Origin of the sequence: Gluconobacter sp. Gdi (genome assembly GCF_014132155.1) — a bacterium.
Taxonomy (GTDB): Bacteria; Pseudomonadota; Alphaproteobacteria; order Acetobacterales; family Acetobacteraceae; genus Gluconobacter.
The window spans coordinates 112,903-129,353 of sequence record NZ_BLJQ01000005.1; the positions used below are offsets into that span (position 1 = coordinate 112,903).

The 16,451-nt window shown below is 55.7% G+C and carries 13 protein-coding genes; 8 read left to right on the forward strand and 5 right to left on the reverse strand.

What is annotated here, in order from left to right:
• Nucleotides 1–190: 190 nt before the first annotated feature.
• Both JN414_RS10915 and JN414_RS10920 read left to right on the forward strand, forming a co-directional pair.
• Nucleotides 191–1,843, forward strand: coding sequence for a phospholipase C (locus JN414_RS10915; protein ID WP_202207897.1), 1,653 nt, complete (start codon nucleotides 191–193; stop codon nucleotides 1,841–1,843).
• Between the two features lie 161 nt (nucleotides 1,844–2,004).
• Nucleotides 2,005–3,177 carry a cytochrome c peroxidase gene (locus tag JN414_RS10920; RefSeq protein ID WP_202208015.1) on the forward strand — a complete coding sequence of 391 codons (1,173 nt, stop codon included), beginning with the start codon at nucleotides 2,005–2,007 and terminating at the stop codon, nucleotides 3,175–3,177.
• Nucleotides 3,178–3,181: 4 nt separating this feature from the next.
• Here JN414_RS10920 and JN414_RS10925 read toward each other — a convergent pair whose 3' ends face one another.
• From JN414_RS10925 to JN414_RS10940, 4 genes are all read right to left on the reverse strand, one after another.
• Entirely contained in the window at nucleotides 3,182–5,311 is a 2,130-nt protein-coding gene (locus tag JN414_RS10925) for a M3 family metallopeptidase (RefSeq protein ID WP_202207898.1), read from the reverse strand.
• A 74-nt stretch (nucleotides 5,312–5,385) separates the two neighbouring features.
• Complete coding sequence (locus JN414_RS10930) at nucleotides 5,386–5,943, reverse strand: thioredoxin (protein WP_202207899.1); 558 nt, start codon at nucleotides 5,941–5,943, stop codon at nucleotides 5,386–5,388.
• Between the two features lie 16 nt (nucleotides 5,944–5,959).
• Complete coding sequence (gene arfB, locus JN414_RS10935) at nucleotides 5,960–6,382, reverse strand: alternative ribosome rescue aminoacyl-tRNA hydrolase ArfB (RefSeq protein ID WP_202207900.1); 423 nt, start codon at nucleotides 6,380–6,382, stop codon at nucleotides 5,960–5,962.
• A 39-nt stretch (nucleotides 6,383–6,421) separates the two neighbouring features.
• Nucleotides 6,422–7,486, reverse strand: a complete 1,065-nt coding sequence (locus JN414_RS10940; RefSeq protein ID WP_202207901.1) for an AraC family transcriptional regulator — start codon at nucleotides 7,484–7,486, stop codon at nucleotides 6,422–6,424.
• Between the two features lie 182 nt (nucleotides 7,487–7,668).
• Between JN414_RS10940 and JN414_RS10945 the strand changes: the two genes are divergently transcribed.
• The 6 genes from JN414_RS10945 (at nucleotide 7,669) to JN414_RS10970 (ending at nucleotide 14,790) form a co-directional block, all read left to right on the forward strand.
• The gene (locus JN414_RS10945) at nucleotides 7,669–9,051 is read left to right on the forward strand and encodes an ethanolamine ammonia-lyase subunit EutB (protein WP_202207902.1); all 1,383 of its coding nucleotides are present in this window, start codon (nucleotides 7,669–7,671) and stop codon (nucleotides 9,049–9,051) included.
• 2 nt (nucleotides 9,052–9,053) lie between these two features.
• Complete coding sequence (eutC, locus tag JN414_RS10950) at nucleotides 9,054–9,851, forward strand: ethanolamine ammonia-lyase subunit EutC (RefSeq protein WP_202207903.1); 798 nt, start codon at nucleotides 9,054–9,056, stop codon at nucleotides 9,849–9,851.
• Nucleotides 9,848–11,212, forward strand: coding sequence for an ethanolamine permease (gene eat, locus JN414_RS10955; RefSeq protein ID WP_202207904.1), 1,365 nt, complete (start codon nucleotides 9,848–9,850; stop codon nucleotides 11,210–11,212). Before eutC ends, eat begins: the two co-directional genes overlap by 4 nt.
• A gap of 67 nt (nucleotides 11,213–11,279) precedes the next feature.
• Nucleotides 11,280–12,707, forward strand: a complete 1,428-nt coding sequence (locus tag JN414_RS10960; RefSeq protein ID WP_252348694.1) for an outer membrane beta-barrel protein — start codon at nucleotides 11,280–11,282, stop codon at nucleotides 12,705–12,707.
• A gap of 135 nt (nucleotides 12,708–12,842) precedes the next feature.
• On the forward strand, nucleotides 12,843–13,580 hold the full coding sequence (locus tag JN414_RS10965; protein WP_255494195.1) for a DeoR/GlpR family DNA-binding transcription regulator: 738 nt from the start codon (nucleotides 12,843–12,845) through the stop codon (nucleotides 13,578–13,580).
• Nucleotides 13,573–14,790, forward strand: a complete 1,218-nt coding sequence (locus JN414_RS10970) for a Bcr/CflA family efflux MFS transporter (protein ID WP_202207906.1) — start codon at nucleotides 13,573–13,575, stop codon at nucleotides 14,788–14,790. The genes JN414_RS10965 and JN414_RS10970 overlap by 8 nt, the downstream gene beginning before the upstream one ends.
• Before the next feature lie 16 nt (nucleotides 14,791–14,806).
• Here the strand turns inward: JN414_RS10970 and JN414_RS10975 are convergent, their stop codons facing one another.
• Nucleotides 14,807–16,402, reverse strand: coding sequence for an alkaline phosphatase (locus JN414_RS10975; protein ID WP_202207907.1), 1,596 nt, complete (start codon nucleotides 16,400–16,402; stop codon nucleotides 14,807–14,809).
• Nucleotides 16,403–16,451: the final 49 nt, after the last annotated feature.

Consider the following 16,451-nt stretch of genomic DNA (forward strand, 5'->3'; position numbering starts at 1 on the left):
AGGCTTTCCAATGAACCAGCCCACCTTAAAGCAGCCTCACGAACTCTGGCGGGAAACACTCATGACCGCCTGGAACAACCAGATCGTACAGGACAAAAGTTCTAGCCTCCACCTCCTGTTTGCCAGTACAGAACAAGATAACAAACGCCGCACTTCCCAGTCTCACCAGAGAAGCTAGATTTCTGCCTGCATGACTTTACGTTCAGCTCTCCTCCTCACCACGCTCCTCCCATTCCTGCACGCCCCGGCCCATGCCGCTGAAACGCAGCCTCCGGAGGCAATAACTCCAATTCATCATCTGGTCGTGATCTATCAGGAGAACGTCTCCTTCGATCATTACTTCGGAACGTATCCATCGGCAGCGAACCCTGCCGGAGAGCCTGCTTTTCATGCGGCGGCAGCCACGCCGAACGCCAATACGCTCATCGCGGCCGCTCTTCTGCTAAAAAATCCTAACACTCGCGCTGAAAACGGCCGAGATGCGTCTTTGCCCTTCCGTCTAGACAGAACACAGGCCAGCACTGCCGATCAGAACCACGCCTACACGGCTGAGCAACAGGCTTATCATCATGGGCTGGCAGACCTGTTCCCTCGTCACACTGGTCGTGGTGCGCCGGGGGGCGTCGGAGCTTTCTCAACGCGCGGCCAAGTGATGGGCTATTTTGACGGTAACACCGTTACGGCTTTGTGGAACTACGCTCAGAATTTCGCCATGAGTGACGCCACCTATACGGACACTTATGGCCCCTCCACTCCTGGTGCTCTGGAAGTGGTCTCCGGGCAAACCAATGGCATGAAGATCGTTAAAAGCTCGCAGGGACGGTCCACCCTAACTGTCCAGTCACCCTTCATTCCGGACGGGCAAGGTGGCTGGACCATGGTTAATGATATCGATCCGGCTGGAGATGTCTGCTCTGTTCCGACTGAACAGGTCATGATGACCAGCCGGAACATCGGCGACCTGCTGAACGAAAAGAACCTGACATGGGGCGGGTTTATGGGTGGGTTTGATCTGACCGCTCATAACGCTGACGGCACGACAGGCTGCAACCGCCAAACCTATTCTTCTGTCGTGGCCCAGAATGTGGTTGATTACATTCCTCATCACAACTGGTTCCAGTATTACGCCACAACGTCCAATCCGACGCATGCGAGACCATCATCGCTCAGCGCCATCGGGCGTACGTTTCAGCAGGATGGTATCCACCGAGACCCGGCTAACCATCAATATGACCTGAAAGATTTTTATAAAGTCGTCGCGGCAGGAGATCTGCCTGCCGTATCATTTTTGAAAATGCCAGCCTTTCAGGATGGCCATGCCGGCTATTCGGACCCACTGGACGAACAGCAGGGCGTGGTGAACGCTATCAATCTCATTCAGCAAAGCCCGCATTGGCACGATACGGCCATTATAATCGCTTACGATGATTCCGATGGCTGGTACGATCATGCTTATGTCACGCCAATCCACGGCTCCTATGATAATCCGGCAGATCAGCTCAATGGACCCGGACGCTGCGGTACGGCACCAGCTTCAACCGGTGTATCTGGTCAGCCGGTCAACGGCCGTTGTGGTCCGGGAACCAGAATTCCTCTAATCGTGCTGTCTCCATGGGCCAAGCATAATTACGTCAGTCATACTCAGATTACCCAGAGTTCCATCACCCGCTTCATTGAAGATAACTGGCTTCACGGTAAGCGTCTTGGGCAAGGATCGTTTGACGCAGAGGCTACCGATCTGTCTGATCTGTTCGACTTCAAGCAGACACCACACCTCACACCCGTTTTCCTGAATCCGGAGACAGGTGAACTTGTTCAACAGGCTCCCGCTACATCGCTTTGACCGTTTTATTCCGTTCTTTCAAAGCGGCGCTGACTGGCGGCCTGATGTCCACCATGCTGGCCAGTCAAGCCGTCGCTTCGGATCAATGTTTGCCAACCCAGGACGGCAGCAATCCATGTCCGGTCGAATTACATCGGCCCGCGCATGCACCTCTTTCCGAGATGGCGAAGATCGGGCGTGAAATCTTTCACGACCCCCTCTTCTCGGGCTCAGGACGTCTGTCCTGTGCATCCTGTCACAGCCCAAAACATCATTACGGGCCTTCCGGTGCTGCTTCCGTGTTTCTGGGAGGCCCAACACTGGCAAGCCATGGCCGCAGAGCCATTCCTTCCCTGACATATCTGGAGCACGTGCCAAATTTCAGCATTGGTCCGGATAATCCAGAAAGTGAGACGGCACCCGTTCTGGCTTCGGCAGCACCCGATGCTAATCGCTCACCGAAGAATGCAGCCGCGTCCCCAACGATCAGTATGGTGCCTCAAGGAGGAATGTTCTGGGACGGTCGGGCCGATACGCTCCAGCAGCAGGCTTCCGGCCCCCTTTATGATCCGGCTGAAATGGCCTCTACCCCGGAGATTGCGTTCCATCGGCTTGAAAGTACCAAGTATATCCAACGGCTGAAGGCTCTAGGCGGTCCTGCGACTGACACATCCCCTGACCTGCTGCTGTCTGAAGCCTTGTTTGCTCTTGCGCGCTACCAGATCGAAGATCCGTCTTTTCATGCCTATGACAGCAAGTTCGATGCATGGCTTGAAGGGAAAGCCCGTTTCACACCGGAAGAGAGTGCTGGATATCGGCTCTTCAACGATCCGACAAAAGGCAACTGCGCAGCCTGTCACCTGGATCGTCCGCTTCCCGGTAATCTCCCACCACTTCTCACGGATCGCCAATACGAAGCACTGGGCGCCCCGCGCAATCAGGCTTTAATGGGGCCGTACGACACGGGGCATTTCGACCTGGGATTGTGTGAAGTCATGCCGGGAGGCATTGAGACGTCATCGGCCTATTGCGGTATGTTCGCGACACCCACCCTCCGCAATGTGGCAGCACGCAAGGTATTCTTCCACAATGGCGTGTTTCATGACCTTCATCAGGTTCTGGACTTCTACGTCCTACGCGACATCCACCCAGAACGCTTCTACAGCCGTGACGCACACGGTCATCTTCAGGTTCCGGATGATATCCCGCCTCAGTATCGCTCCAACCTTGATCGCACGGACGCACCGATGGATCGAAAACCAGATGACCCACCAGCCCTGACGCCTCAGGAGCGCAGTCAAATCATCCAGTTTCTAAAGACACTTACGGACGGCTGGTCTCCCACCCGTCCGTAACATCTCACTTTTGGCTATCAGCCGTCAGGCCACGATGCGCCAGCATCGGCTCAATGTCCGGGTCTTTCCCGTAAAATGCACTGAACATCGGGCCGTAATCCATCGTATGCCCTTTGGACAGGATCATGTCGCGGAAACGCTGACCATTCTCACGCGTCAAGCCACCATGCTGCGTGAACCAGGCAAAGGCATCCTGATCCAGCATTTCGGTCCACAGATACGCATAGTATCCGGCAGAATACCCATTGGACCAGATATGCAGGAAGTAGCTCGAACGGTAACGCGGTGGCACGTTGGCCACGTCCAGTCCCATGCTGTTCAGGGCGTCAGCTTCAAACTTGTCCACATCCTGACGTGGTGCTGAGGCCGGGAGGGCATGCCATTTCATGTCCAGTTCTGCTGCAGCGACGATCTCACCCAAGGCGTAGCCCTGATTGAAACGGGCAGCCTTCTTGATCTTGGCGACCAGTTCCTGCGGCATCGGAGCGCCAGTCTTGTAGTGCCGAGCGTAATGGGAGAGCACCTTCGGATCGAGGGCCCAGTTCTCGTTGAACTGAGACGGGAACTCAACGAAATCCCGTGCGACACTGGTCCCTGAAATCGAAGGATATGTCTGGCTGGCAAACAATCCATGCAAGGCATGCCCAAACTCATGGAACATTGTCGTCACATCATCAGACGTGATGAGTTGTGGCTGACCTGGTGCGGCCTTTGTAAAATTGGCTACGTTGTAGATGACCGGCTTCGTGCCCAACAGCGTGGACTGACCAACGAAGTTGGACATCCATGCGCCGCCGGATTTGGTATCACGCTTGAAGTAATCGAAATACATCAGGCCAAGCTGTGAACCGTCCTTATCAAAAACCTCAAATACCATGACATCAGGGTTATAAACCGGGATGTCAGTGCGCTGTTTGAAGGTCACTCCGTAAAGCTGGTTGGCAGCAAAGAAAACACCGTCTGTCAGAACGGTCTTCAGTTCGAAATATGGCTTCACTTCATCCTGGTTGAGGGCATACTTCTCATGACGCACCTGCTCCGCATAACGGCTCCAGTCCCAGGGCTTCAGTGTGAAGTTCTCACCATCCCGATGGATGGCGTCCTGCAACACACCAGCTTCTCGCTTCTGTTCAGCTGCAACCGCAGGAACAAGCTGCTTCATGAAATTTTCGGCAGCTTCCGGCGTCTTCGCCATCTGATCATACAGCGTGTAGGCCGCAAAGCTCGGGTAGCTGAACAGGGCCGCCTTCTGCGCACGAAGCTGGGCGAGTTCTGAGATTGTGGACCGCGTATCGTTCTTGTCGCCCTTCTCCGCACGGTTCCAGCTCTGATCGAACAAAGCCTGACGCGTTTCGCGCTTGCTCAGGTTTTCCAGCGCTGGCTGCTGCGTTGTATTCTGGAGCGGCAGAACCCACTTACCGGAAAGCTTCCGACTTTCAGCGTCTTTCTGTGCGGAGGCGATCGTCCCGTCATCCAGTCCTGCAAGCGCCTCCTTGCTATCAACGACCAGAGCGCCATTTTTTGCAGCAGCAATCAGCTTCTGCTGATAGGCAGATTCAAGGTTGGCAAGCTTGGTGTTGATGGCCCGCAGCTTGACCTTGCCAGCTTTGGAAAGCTGGGCGCCCGCATGAACGAACTGCTGGTAATAAACATCCAGAAGCTGCGCCTGCTCCGCATTCAGATTTAGGCTTGCACGAGCATCGTAGATTGCCTTTACGCGCGCAAACAGGCGCTCATTCAGATAGACTTCATCTTCATGCTGAGACAGACGTGGCGCTTCACGGCTTTCAACCTTGTCCAGTTCGGCATCACTATTGGCTTGATAAACACCAAAGAACGTCTCCTGCACACGATCCAGCAGACGACCTGACTTCTCCATGGCGACAATCGTGTTTTCGAATGTCGGAGCGGCTTTGTTGTTGGCAATCGCTGTGATCTCGCGCAGATGATCTGCCATACCGCGCTCAAAAGCGGGCGCGTAATCACTGTCCTTGATCAGGTCAAAGCGGGGAGCCTGATAGGGGAGCGTGCTGGCGCTGAAGAACGGATTTTCTGCGGCAGCATGTGCTTCAGTGCCAACGAGCGCGGCAAACGAGAGTGCGAAAGCCGCTCTGGTCCAGAGGTTGGAAGTCATTGAAAAGTCCTGACTGCTAAACGTTATGGCGACTGTATTGAAGAAGCCGCATAACGTCCAATCTCTCTGTCTCGTCAGTCCTTTACGGGAAACAGCTTGGCTCCCCACTCGTCCACACTGTCGCCACTACTGAAGGCTGGATCAATCAGGCCATCCACCATGAAGGTTGGTGAGACATGGATACCGTTCTGGCGACCGTAACGAGCATGCCATTTGACTGCTGCCGTCACCTCGGGACGAACAAAGGCCTCAGCAAGCGGGACGCCGCTATAAACCTCAATACGCTGTAGAATGTCTGCCGGTGTAGCGTCCATATTCGGTCCACGGCAGTGATCGGTAAATTCGAACTCTTCCCGATGATCTGCAATAGCTGTCATGACGGCTAGAGCCGCTTCTGCCCCCTCCTCCAGCAAGGATGCTGCCAGAATGGCCCGTACAATGACGCCGGAGAACATATGCCACGGCTGGGACTGGAGCCGCACACGAACCGTCAGACGGTCTTGCCCCGCAAGTTGAAGGAGATCTGGTATTTTACGCAGGGTCTTGACGGAAAATGGGCAGGTCGGTTCCAGAAAGACTTCAAGAACCTTGGGTCCTGCGCCCCATTCCAGGGCAGAAAGCTGGAACGTCATGTATCTATTCTCCCTCTCAATCATCAAGCCGGATGCGACGATTGCGTTTGATCCCGGCCCTATGGGCTTTTCCATCCAGTCTGCGCTGCCGCGCTCCTTTTCCGGGGCGTGTCGGCACCCGGTAGGCCTGTCGATGCGCGGCTTCACGGATCATTTCTGCCAAACGCTCGATAACGTCTTCCCGATTGCGTAACTGCGTCCGGAAGCGCCGCCCGGTCAGAACGATTTCCCCATCCCGGGTCGCCCGACTGCCCGCAATTTCTAAAAGACGGGTTCGTATCCGCTCTGACAGAGCAGCAGAACCGGAGACATCGAAACGCAGTTGCGCAGCTGTCGCAACCTTATTGACGTTCTGTCCACCTGGGCCAGACGCCAGGATATAGGTAACTCTTAGGTCCTCTTCCCGCAGGGACAGGCCGGGCATGACTTCAACACTCATTCCTCTTCCATACCACACCGACAGATGAACGTGCGACAGTCAGTTAGAGCTCGCTGAGACGCTGTTCTGCTGTCTCCAGACCCGCGGAGAGACCCCGAACCATCGTCTGAACGCACGGCTGAAAGCACTGGTTTCAGTATATCCAAGGAGAGACGCAATCTCACTAACATCTTTGTTCGGCTCTGCCAGATATCGCAACGCATCGATCTGACGTGTCTCATCCAGGAGACCGGAATAAGAAAGGCCAAGTTGGGCAAGTCTGCGTTGAAGGGTCCAGGGCGATAGGGATAGTTTTTCCGCCACATCAGAGAATTCAGAGCCGCCCTGCCGCATCGACTTTCGGACCTGAACCATAACCTGTTCTTTGAGGCTTTGCCCTGAATCAGGCACCGTGTGCCCTGCCCCTCGCGCCAACGTCACAAGTGAAGATTTCATCACCTGTAGCAAAGCGGCATCAGCGTCTGGCATGGGCTTTTTCAGCCCCTCTTTCCGGAACACCAAAGCATTCATCCCGGCAGAAAAGCGGACATCGGCCTGAAACGCTTCTCGATGCTCGGAAGCCTGCTCCGGTTGCTCGTGAGCAAAAAGAACGTCCTGCGGGCACCAGTCCGCACCAAGACCAGCCCTTAAGATATTGGCAAACATGCCCATCGTCAGCTCGGCATCATGGCGTTTGTCCTGAATGGCCGTATCCGCGATCATGTATTCGAGCCGGACATGATCATCCGTTTCAACAAACCGTGTGATGGTCTGCGCCTGATGGTACCCGAAATAAGTCGCCAGATTCTGCGCCGCCTGCCCCACTGTTTCTGAACAAAGCGCGATGTAACCAATCAGCCCGAGTTGCCTCGGTCTGAACTGTTGCCCGAAATGCAGACCGATGTTTCCGTCGTGCGTATCTGTTTCGGCTTCGGAAAACAGACGGCAGTACGCACCCAGGTTCAATGCATCTGTTGGCATGGCGAATTGATGCGTTGAAAGACCCGACCGCCCAGCGATCCGGTCCATGTCTCCGCCTTGCTCCGTAAGGAATTTTTCCACACCGGCAGCGGCGGCCGCCAAGACATAGACGTCTGATCCGGAAGACTTGGGAAAGGATGACATGGTGTCTTCCTGTTGCTGCTCACTTGACACGAGTGTTGGCCGCATTGTCGTCAAATGTCAAAACGTTGTTGTTTCGGGTCAAGTCAAACTCGGTCCGAAAGAGATATAATTGCGATAACGGACAAAACCTTGATTCTCCCAAATGCGACTTTCGGGATGAGCAAAGGCAGAGGACTCTGGCCATGGCTTACAGATGCACCCTGCGAGGGGAACAGTACACCTTTGATGATCTGAAGATGCTGCTGGCCAAAGCGTCTCCTGCCCGCTCTGGTGATGAACTCGCGGGCCTGTCTGCCTCTTCCGACGCTCAACGCGTTGCCGCCCGTTACGCTCTCGCAGACCTCCCCCTCGACACATTTCTAAAATCAGAACTCATTCCTTACGAAAGGGATGACGTGACGCGCCTGATTCTGGATACACACGACCGGAACGCCTTCTCCCGGCTCTCATCGTTGACTGTTGCTGGCTTCCGGGACTGGCTGCTATCCGAAGACGCCACGACAGAAACACTGGCAGCCACAGCTCTAGGCATCACACCGGAAATGGCCGCTGCCGTCAGTAAGATCATGAGAAATCAGGATCTTATGACAGTGTCGCGCAAGATCCGCGTTCTCACAAAATTTCGCAATACCGTCGGCCTCGAAGGTTGTCTGTCCACACGTCTGCAACCCAACCATCCTACAGATGATCTGAGGGGTATTGCCGCTTCTACGCTTGATGGTCTTTTGCGCGGCATGGGCGATGCCGTCATTGGTATCAACCCGGCAACAGACAGCGTCTCCAATGGTCTTGCCCTGCTGGAGATGCTGGACCATGCCCGCCAGCGCTATGACATTCCCACACAGACATGCGTTCTGACGCACGTCACCAACACGCTCGAGATCATGAACCGTGGTGGCGCGGTTGATCTGGTGTTTCAGTCCATCGCAGGCACCCAAAAAGCCAATGAAGGTTTCGGAGTCAGCCTCTCAATTCTGAAGGAAGCCCATGAGGCCGCCCGAGCGCTGAACCGCGGTACGATTGGCAACAATGTCATGTATTTCGAAACGGGTCAGGGCGCTGCACTGTCCGCCGATGCCCATCACGGCGTTGATCAGCAGACGGTAGAAGCACGCGCCTATGCTGTGGCTCGCGCCTATGACCCCCTTCTCGTCAATACGGTCGTCGGATTCATTGGGCCGGAGTATCTGTATGATGGAAAGCAGATCATCCGTGCCGCGCTGGAGGATCATTTCTGCGCGAAGTTGCTGGGCGTCCCGATGGGGTGTGACGCCTGCTACACCAATCATGCCGAAGCGGATCAGGATGATATGGACAACCTGATGGTGTTGCTGGGAGCTGCCGGGATCACATTTCTGATCGGGGTGCCAGGAGCTGATGACATCATGCTCAATTACCAGAGCCTGTCGTTCCATGACCTTCTGAGCCTTCGGAAGCTTCTGGGCCTCAAGCCCGCTCCAGAATTTGCAGGCTGGCTGGAAAAAATGGGCCTCTATGATCCGCAAACGGAGCGCATGCTGGATATTCCACCCGGCCAGACCCTTCTTGGTGAAATGGCGCGCTGACCATGACGGATGATCGCAACGCGCCCTCCGTTCCACCGCACACAGCGGACCTCTGGCAGGATTTGCGGCGTCTGACCCGTGCCCGGATCGGCCTGGGTCGCGCAGGAAACGCGTTGAAAACCGAGGATGTGCTCGATTTTCAGGCCTCTCATGCCCAGGCCCGCGACGCGGTCCACACACCTTTGGACGTTTCAGCCCTGACAGCGACTTTAGGGCCTGAGCCCTATCTGATCGTCCATAGCCGCGCATCAGACCGGTCCACTTATTTGCGTCGCCCCGATCTTGGCCGCCGGCTGGCCCCAGAAACGCTCGGCACTCTCACAAAAGGTGACTGGGACGTGGTGTTCGTCGCGGGCGATGGTCTGTCGTCTTTTGCCACCCAGCAAAACGCCATCCCGCTCTTTCGGGCCATGAAGAGCCGCCTTCCGGACTGGAAAATCGCCCCGCTGGTTATTGCAACACAGGCGCGCGTCGCTCTGGGGGACGACATTGCCGCCAGTCTCGGAGCGAAAATGGTTGTGATGATGATTGGCGAGCGACCAGGTCTCAGCGTCGCGGATAGTCTGGGCGTGTACCTGACATATGCGCCTTTTGTGGGCTGCCCGGACTCAGCACGTAACTGCCTCTCCAACATTCATGCTCATGGCATGACCATCCCGGCCGCCGCGACAAAGCTGGCTTGGCTCATGCGTGAAGCCCGCCATCTGAAACTCACTGGCGTCGGCCTCAAAGATGCGGCTCCAGATGCCCCTCTGATCGAAAACACCACTCCAACCCTGGAAAAGGACAATGACCAATGAGCACTGCTCCGACGCATCTCAACAAGTCCCTTAGTGCGTTTCATCTCTGGGGAATTGCGGTTGGTCTCGTCATTTCGGGTGAATATTTCGGATGGAGCTACGGCTGGGCAACAGCGGGGACGTTAGGCTTTCTGATTGCCACAGTCTTTGTCGCGCTCGTTTATACCAGTTTCATTTTCAGCTTCACGGAACTGACATGTGCGATCCCGCAGGCAGGCGGCCCGTTTGCTTACAGCCAGCGTGCGCTTGGCCGCTGGGGTGGCTTAATTGCAGGTCTGGCCACACTGGTTGAATTCATTTTCGCACCACCAGCCATCGCGCTTGCCATCGGAGCCTATCTGAACGTTCAGTTTCCTCATCTGAACCCAAAGGTGGCAGCACTGGGCGCCTATATCGTCTTCATGGCGCTCAATATCGTGGGGGTCCATATTGCCGCCACGTTCGAACTGTTCATCACAATCGCCGCAATCATTGAGCTGCTGGTATTCATGGGCGTCGTTGCTCCCGCTTTTTCATGGGACAACTTCCTGCACGATGGATGGGGCGTTGCACCTCATTTCGGACTGGAGGCCATGGGTGGCATCTTCGCGGCCATTCCTTTTGCCATCTGGTTCTTCCTGGCGATCGAAGGCGTCGCCATGGCGGCGGAAGAAGCCAGCAACCCTCGCCGATCCATCCCCATCGCCTATGTTACAGGGGTTCTAACGCTGGTCGCACTGGCTTTTGGCGTCATGGTATTTGCTGGTGGTGCGGGGGATTGGCATGCGTTGGCCAACCTGAATGATCCCCTGCCTCAGGCGATGAAGCATGTTGTCGGCGCACATAGCGGATGGCTGCATATGCTGGTCTGGCTGGGTCTGTTTGGACTTGTCGCGTCTTTGCACGGGATCATCATGGGATATGCGCGCCAGATTTTCGCAATGGCGCGGGCTGGCTTTCTGCCCGCTGTTCTCGGCAAGGTGCATCCACGCTTCCACACTCCCTACACCGCGACCATTGCCGGTGGCGTTATCGGCATTGCTGCCATTTTCTCTGATGACGTCATTTCGATCCACGGTCAGTCTTTGACGGCAACGCTTGTCACCATGGCCGTCTTCGGGTCCCTGACGATGTACATTCTCAGCATGGTAAGCCTGTTTCGCCTACGCCAGACGGAACCAGATCTTGCGCGCAGTTATCGTGCCCCGCTCTACCCCGTTCTTCCGGGCGTTGCCTTGGCAGGCGCTGTGATCCTTCTGGTCGCCGTCACGTATTACAACCCAGAAGTCTGCCTGATTTACGTGGCCTTCATGACGATACTGAGCCTCTTCTTCATGCGGAAATACCAGAACGGGCAGAAGCAGGTAGCATCAGAAATCTGATCCGTTTTTCCTCACGACCCTTCCGAAACCTTCAGGAACGGAATTTCGCGTGTCAAAAAAACACGTCATGGCAGTCTTTTGTCTGCTGGCCGGAACCGCCCTGCCGTCTTTCGCCTATGCGCAGGCGGCAGCCTCTTCAAACACGACTATCACGCCAAACGGCACGCCCAACCCCAATCACCCGACACCACCGCCAACAGCATCCCATACGAACGATGCCGGAGATCCTGATCTTCCGGCGTTGAAAGCCGGAAATCTTTTCTCCCCCAAAGCCGGACGTCCCCTTACCTATTGGGATGGCTTGGTCGGACATCTCACGGTCGAAGCTGGTATCAGCGGGAACCCGTGGACGAGATCCGGACGGAATTTCGGGCAGTTTTATCTTGATCGCGCGAATACCGTGACCCTTAACCAGATCATGGGCTCTCTGTCGCATCCCGTCACCTCCATCGGAAGCGGTTACGGGATCGGGTTTGTCGTAGAGATGATGTACGGATCTGACTCACGTTTCGACCCGACGATCGGAATGGGCGACGGTACGATTAGCGGCTTGTACCAGTGGGCACCGACACAGGCCCATATCGACATCCATACGCCATGGATTTTCCATCACGGCATCGACTTCCAGGCCGGTCAAATGTACGGCCTGATGGGCGCTGAGGGCACACCAGCCCTCGCCCGTCCGTTCTATTCTTTCAATTATGCTGCCGACTATATCGTTCCCTTCGAGACGGTCGGCGTCGTGGCCACGATGCATTTGAGCCATCACATGGACTGGATCCTTGGCATCGATGCAGGCAATTCCACAACCTTCGGAGGCGCTGGAAACAATAGCCGCCCCAAAGGCTACTTTGGCTTTGCCTGGAATAACCTGATGGGCGGCAAGCTGAATGTCCATGCCATTGGCCATTTCGGTCCGCAGGCAAATAATGGCCGCACGATCGTCTCACCCGCCGGGTGGAATAGTGCAGGCATCGGGCGATCCGCCAACGATCTCATGCAGTATAACGCGGACCTTCTCGCCACTTATCATGTTACAGATGCCTTGTCCGTCATGGCAGAAGCCCTCTATCTGCACGACGATGCGTCGCGCGACGATGCGTATGGCGTTTCTTCATATCTGTCGTGGGACATCCAGCCATCCCTCACACTCAACGTCCGAGGTGAGATCTTCCGAGACAACACTGGCGGCATCATCAACCAGTATTCCAGCGACATGTCCTACACAAACTCACTGAGAAACCGCCCGTTCGAGTATTATAACGCCCTGCCGACCACATACGGAGACCTGACAGTTGGGGTGGCGTACCGGCCCACCTTCATCAACCGACATCTGGGTCCAGCCAGCCTGACTGTCCGACCTGAAATCCGTCTGGACAAATCCCTGAATGGAACGCACCCTTTCAATCAATCCGGCACAGTCTCTTCCAGAACGGTGAATAACGGGACGAACAACATGCTGTGGTTCAATCTGGATGCTGTCCTGAGTTTCTGATCTGCCACACCTTCCCTTTCAAAACAGAGGGAGATGCAAAACTCCTTGACAGGTTATGCGCGTTTATGACGGTTTGCGCGTGTTTTAACCCGTTTCGGAGAAAGTCCCATTCTCAAGGACGAACGTCTCAGCCACATTCGGGCCCGTCTGCGAAGCCACGGCCGTGTTGTCGCGGCTGATCTGGCCACGGAATGGACCGTCCCGGTCGATATGATCCGGCGCGATTTGCGTGAGCTCTCTGAAGCAGGAGAATGTCATCGCGTTTATGGCGGTGCACTGCGGCTACAGCCCAATGCGTCTCATATCCGGGCGAGAATGGGCGAAAAGGTTCCACTGAAGAACGCCCTCGCACGTCAGGCCGCAACGCTTTTCAAGCCGCGGCAGGTTGTCTTCATCGACACGGGCTCAACCAATATTGCGCTGGCTGGATCGCTTCCCCGCGATACGCCTTTGACTGTGGTTACATCCAGTCCCGCCGTTGCTGTTGCTTTGAGCGACGCAGACCAGATTGAAACCATTATGATTGGCGGGCGTCTGGAAGGAACAACGGGTGGCGTGACAGGGTCAGTCGCCGTCCAGTCCCTTCAGCATTACCGTTTTGATCTCTGCTCTTTGGGCGTCTGGGCCATTTCCGCCGAAGGACCAAGTGTCTGGGATCATGAAGAAGCCGCCTTCAAACGTGAGGTTCTGAGCCGGAGCGAAAGCGTGGTGATCATGGCCGAAGCAAGCAAGATCGGGTCCGGGGGGCGCTTCCCCGTTGCCCCTCTTGAAACTGTCCAGACCCTGATCGTTACCGATGATGCCCCAACAGACGAACTCACCCGCATGACTGCCTCTGGCGTCACTATTATCAAGGTTCCAGTCCATGACTGATCCCACTACCGAGACATCACGTCCCGCCCAACGGGATCTTATCCTCATCCTCGGGCTGCTGACCTGTCTCGGTCCGCTTAACATCGACATGTACCTGCCGGGTTTCCCCAGTATCGGGCATGATTTTCACGCTGGAGAGACCGCAGTTCAGTTCAGCCTGACCAGCACCCTGATCGGGCTGGCTCTGGGACAACTCATGGTAGGACCGTTCAGCGACTCACGCGGCCGGAAAGGGCCGTTGCTGGCAGCGATGGCGCTTTTTGCGCTTTCATCCCTGTTCTGCGCCATTTCATCCAGCATCACAGCGTTCATCGTTGCCCGCTTTCTTCAGGGCCTCACAGCATCAGCCGGACTGGTTCTGTCCCGGGCGGTGGTGCGAGACGTGTTTAATGGACCGGAACTTGCCCGCTTCTTTTCCCGACTCATGATCATCAATGCTGTCGCCCCTATGGTGGCACCAATGATGGGTGGAGCCATTCTGGCCCTGCCATCAGCAACATGGCGCACCATGTTCTGGTTCCTGACAGGCTTTGGCGTCGTGGCGCTAGGTCTGGTTGGCGGCCGTCTGAATGAAACGCTTGAATTACACCGCCGCCTCCCCAATTCAGCACGCTCGACGCTAGAGACATTCCATAGTCTGCTGACGGACCGGGAATTCATTGGGCATGCGTTGACTGTGGGACTGATCCATGGCGGCAGCTTTGCCTATGTGGCCGGCACGCCCTTCGTCTATCAGGACATCTACGGCGTCTCGCCCCAGACATTCAGTCTTCTGTTTGGAATCAATGGTCTGGCACTCGTCGGGGGGAGCTGGCTGATTGGCCGTGCAGGCAGCATGGCGCGCACCAATACACTGCTTCGAGCATCCGTGATCTGCATCACAACCGCGGCCGCACTGATCACGCTTATCGCGACACTGAAAGGACCGCTCTTCCTGTTGGTAGCAGCCATCTTCCTTTACATGACGTGCATCGGCATGATTCTGACGGCTACATTTGTTCTCGCCATTGCCAAGCAGGGCCACCGTGCAGGAAGTGCGAGTGCCATCCTCGGCTCTCTCAACCTCCTGGTTGGCGGCGTTGCTGCTCCTCTCGTCGGACTGAGCAAAACCAGTGCCTTACCGATGGGACTGGTTCTGTTCTTTACCTCTCTCGCAGGCTTGCTGACCTGCTTTCGCATGACCTCAAACCATCAGGACGAAACGCCCTGATGGCCGACATATCCGCTCAGGCCTTTTGAAGGCCTGAGTTGCCATGCTCAACTGCAAAACTGGCGTAGGTTGAGAGCTGTCCATCGTGATTGCTCACCTGATCCAAAGTTTTAAGATCTGCTCGCCAGACATCCCGGCCAACATCGCACAACACATAGCCACGCTTGTCTGTCGTCGCCTTAAGATGTGGGTTTTCACGCCGAACCGACTGGCTATGGGCGTCATTATCTCCAACGCCATCACCGCCTGACGAAATGGACGTCGCCAGAAATTCCACCGACACTGGCTTCTGCTTGGCGGGATCAATCACAAGATTGCCCGCATAATGCCGATGTGCGTCGCCCGTCACGTTGACCACGTTTCCGGGGCAGTGCTCTCCGATGAACTGAAGCAGTCTGTTACGGCTATGCATATAACCGGACCACTGATCCATGCTGTAAAGCAGTTCCGAATGGGCTGACTTGCGGTGAGCAAGATCCATAACCATCACCTGGTGCGCCAGCAGGTTCCACCGCGTGTCAGATTGTCCCAGCCCGTTGAAAAGCCAGGCCTCCTGCTGTTGTCCCATCATTGTGCGTTCGGGTGACCAGACATCCGGTCCCTGCGGAACGTCTTTATCACCATAAGCCTGATCGCTCCGGTACTGACGGGTATCCAGCACGAACGTATTCATCAGATCACCAAAGCAGAAGCTTCGGTACATCTGCATGTGACTGCCATCTGGAAGAGAGCTGATACGAAGAGGCATATGTTCGTAATAGGCCTGCATGGCGGATGCCCGACGCAGACGGAAAATATCCGCCGGAGTTCCGTCCTGATCGGTATCCCCTGCCCAGTTATTATCAACTTCATGATCATCAAAGCTTACCAGCCATGGCGCAGCGGCATGAGCAGCCTGTAGATCCGGGTCAATTTTGTACTGCGCGTAACGGCGGCGATATTCGTCGAGGGAATAGATTTCCGGCCCGATGTGCCGACGGATTGCCGTAAATGGCTTTCCATAAACCGTGTGTACGCCTGCCCCAATATCGGGGCCTTCGTAAATATAGTCACCGTAATGGAAAACAAAATCGACGTTCTCATTCGCGATAGCTCGCCAGCCACTGTAATATCCAAATTCGTAGTGCTGACACCCTGCCGCGGCGAACCTTACACGCTGCACGCTTGCACCGGGCAACGGCAAAGTACGGGCACGACCTATCGGGCTCTCATGTCCGGCAATATGGAAACGATACCAGTAAGGCCGATCGGGTTGGAGCCCATAAACTTCAACATGAACGGAATGAGCGAGTTCTGGGTGAGCAATGGTCTGCCCCGACCGCAGGCGCGTTGAGAAACGCTCATCCTCGCTGATTTCCCAGTCCACCAGAACGGGCTTCAGGCGCTTCATTCCTCCCGCCTCTTCCAGCGGGTGTGGCGCAAGGCGTGTCCATATTACGAAACCGTCTGGTGCCGGATCTCCAGACGCGACACCCAACTGAAAGGGCGATGCATCAAACTCAGGAGTCTTGTCCAGATTATTCGGGGCGGCAGCAGACAACTGCTTCAGGCGATAGGAAAACAGGAGCCCGGCTCCCAGACCTGTCAGTACCCGTCGGCGGTTTAAAAGCATGATGGAAAATCTTTCGCTGAAATCGAGCGGTCGCACTCTTTCCAAGACA

Coding starts and splice junctions, on each gene's coding strand:
- JN414_RS10915 (WP_202207897.1), top strand. CDS start 191: ATGACTTTACGTTCAGCTCTCCTCCTCACCACGCTCCTCCCATTCCTG.
- JN414_RS10920 (WP_202208015.1), top strand. CDS start 2,005: ATGGCGAAGATCGGGCGTGAAATCTTTCACGACCCCCTCTTCTCGGGC.
- JN414_RS10925 (WP_202207898.1), bottom strand. CDS start 5,311: ATGACTTCCAACCTCTGGACCAGAGCGGCTTTCGCACTCTCGTTTGCC.
- JN414_RS10930 (WP_202207899.1), bottom strand. CDS start 5,943: ATGACGTTCCAGCTTTCTGCCCTGGAATGGGGCGCAGGACCCAAGGTT.
- arfB (WP_202207900.1), bottom strand. CDS start 6,382: ATGAGTGTTGAAGTCATGCCCGGCCTGTCCCTGCGGGAAGAGGACCTA.
- JN414_RS10940 (WP_202207901.1), bottom strand. CDS start 7,486: ATGTCATCCTTTCCCAAGTCTTCCGGATCAGACGTCTATGTCTTGGCG.
- JN414_RS10945 (WP_202207902.1), top strand. CDS start 7,669: ATGGCTTACAGATGCACCCTGCGAGGGGAACAGTACACCTTTGATGAT.
- eutC (WP_202207903.1), top strand. CDS start 9,054: ATGACGGATGATCGCAACGCGCCCTCCGTTCCACCGCACACAGCGGAC.
- eat (WP_202207904.1), top strand. CDS start 9,848: ATGAGCACTGCTCCGACGCATCTCAACAAGTCCCTTAGTGCGTTTCAT.
- JN414_RS10960 (WP_252348694.1), top strand. CDS start 11,280: ATGGCAGTCTTTTGTCTGCTGGCCGGAACCGCCCTGCCGTCTTTCGCC.
- JN414_RS10970 (WP_202207906.1), top strand. CDS start 13,573: ATGACTGATCCCACTACCGAGACATCACGTCCCGCCCAACGGGATCTT.
- JN414_RS10975 (WP_202207907.1), bottom strand. CDS start 16,402: ATGCTTTTAAACCGCCGACGGGTACTGACAGGTCTGGGAGCCGGGCTC.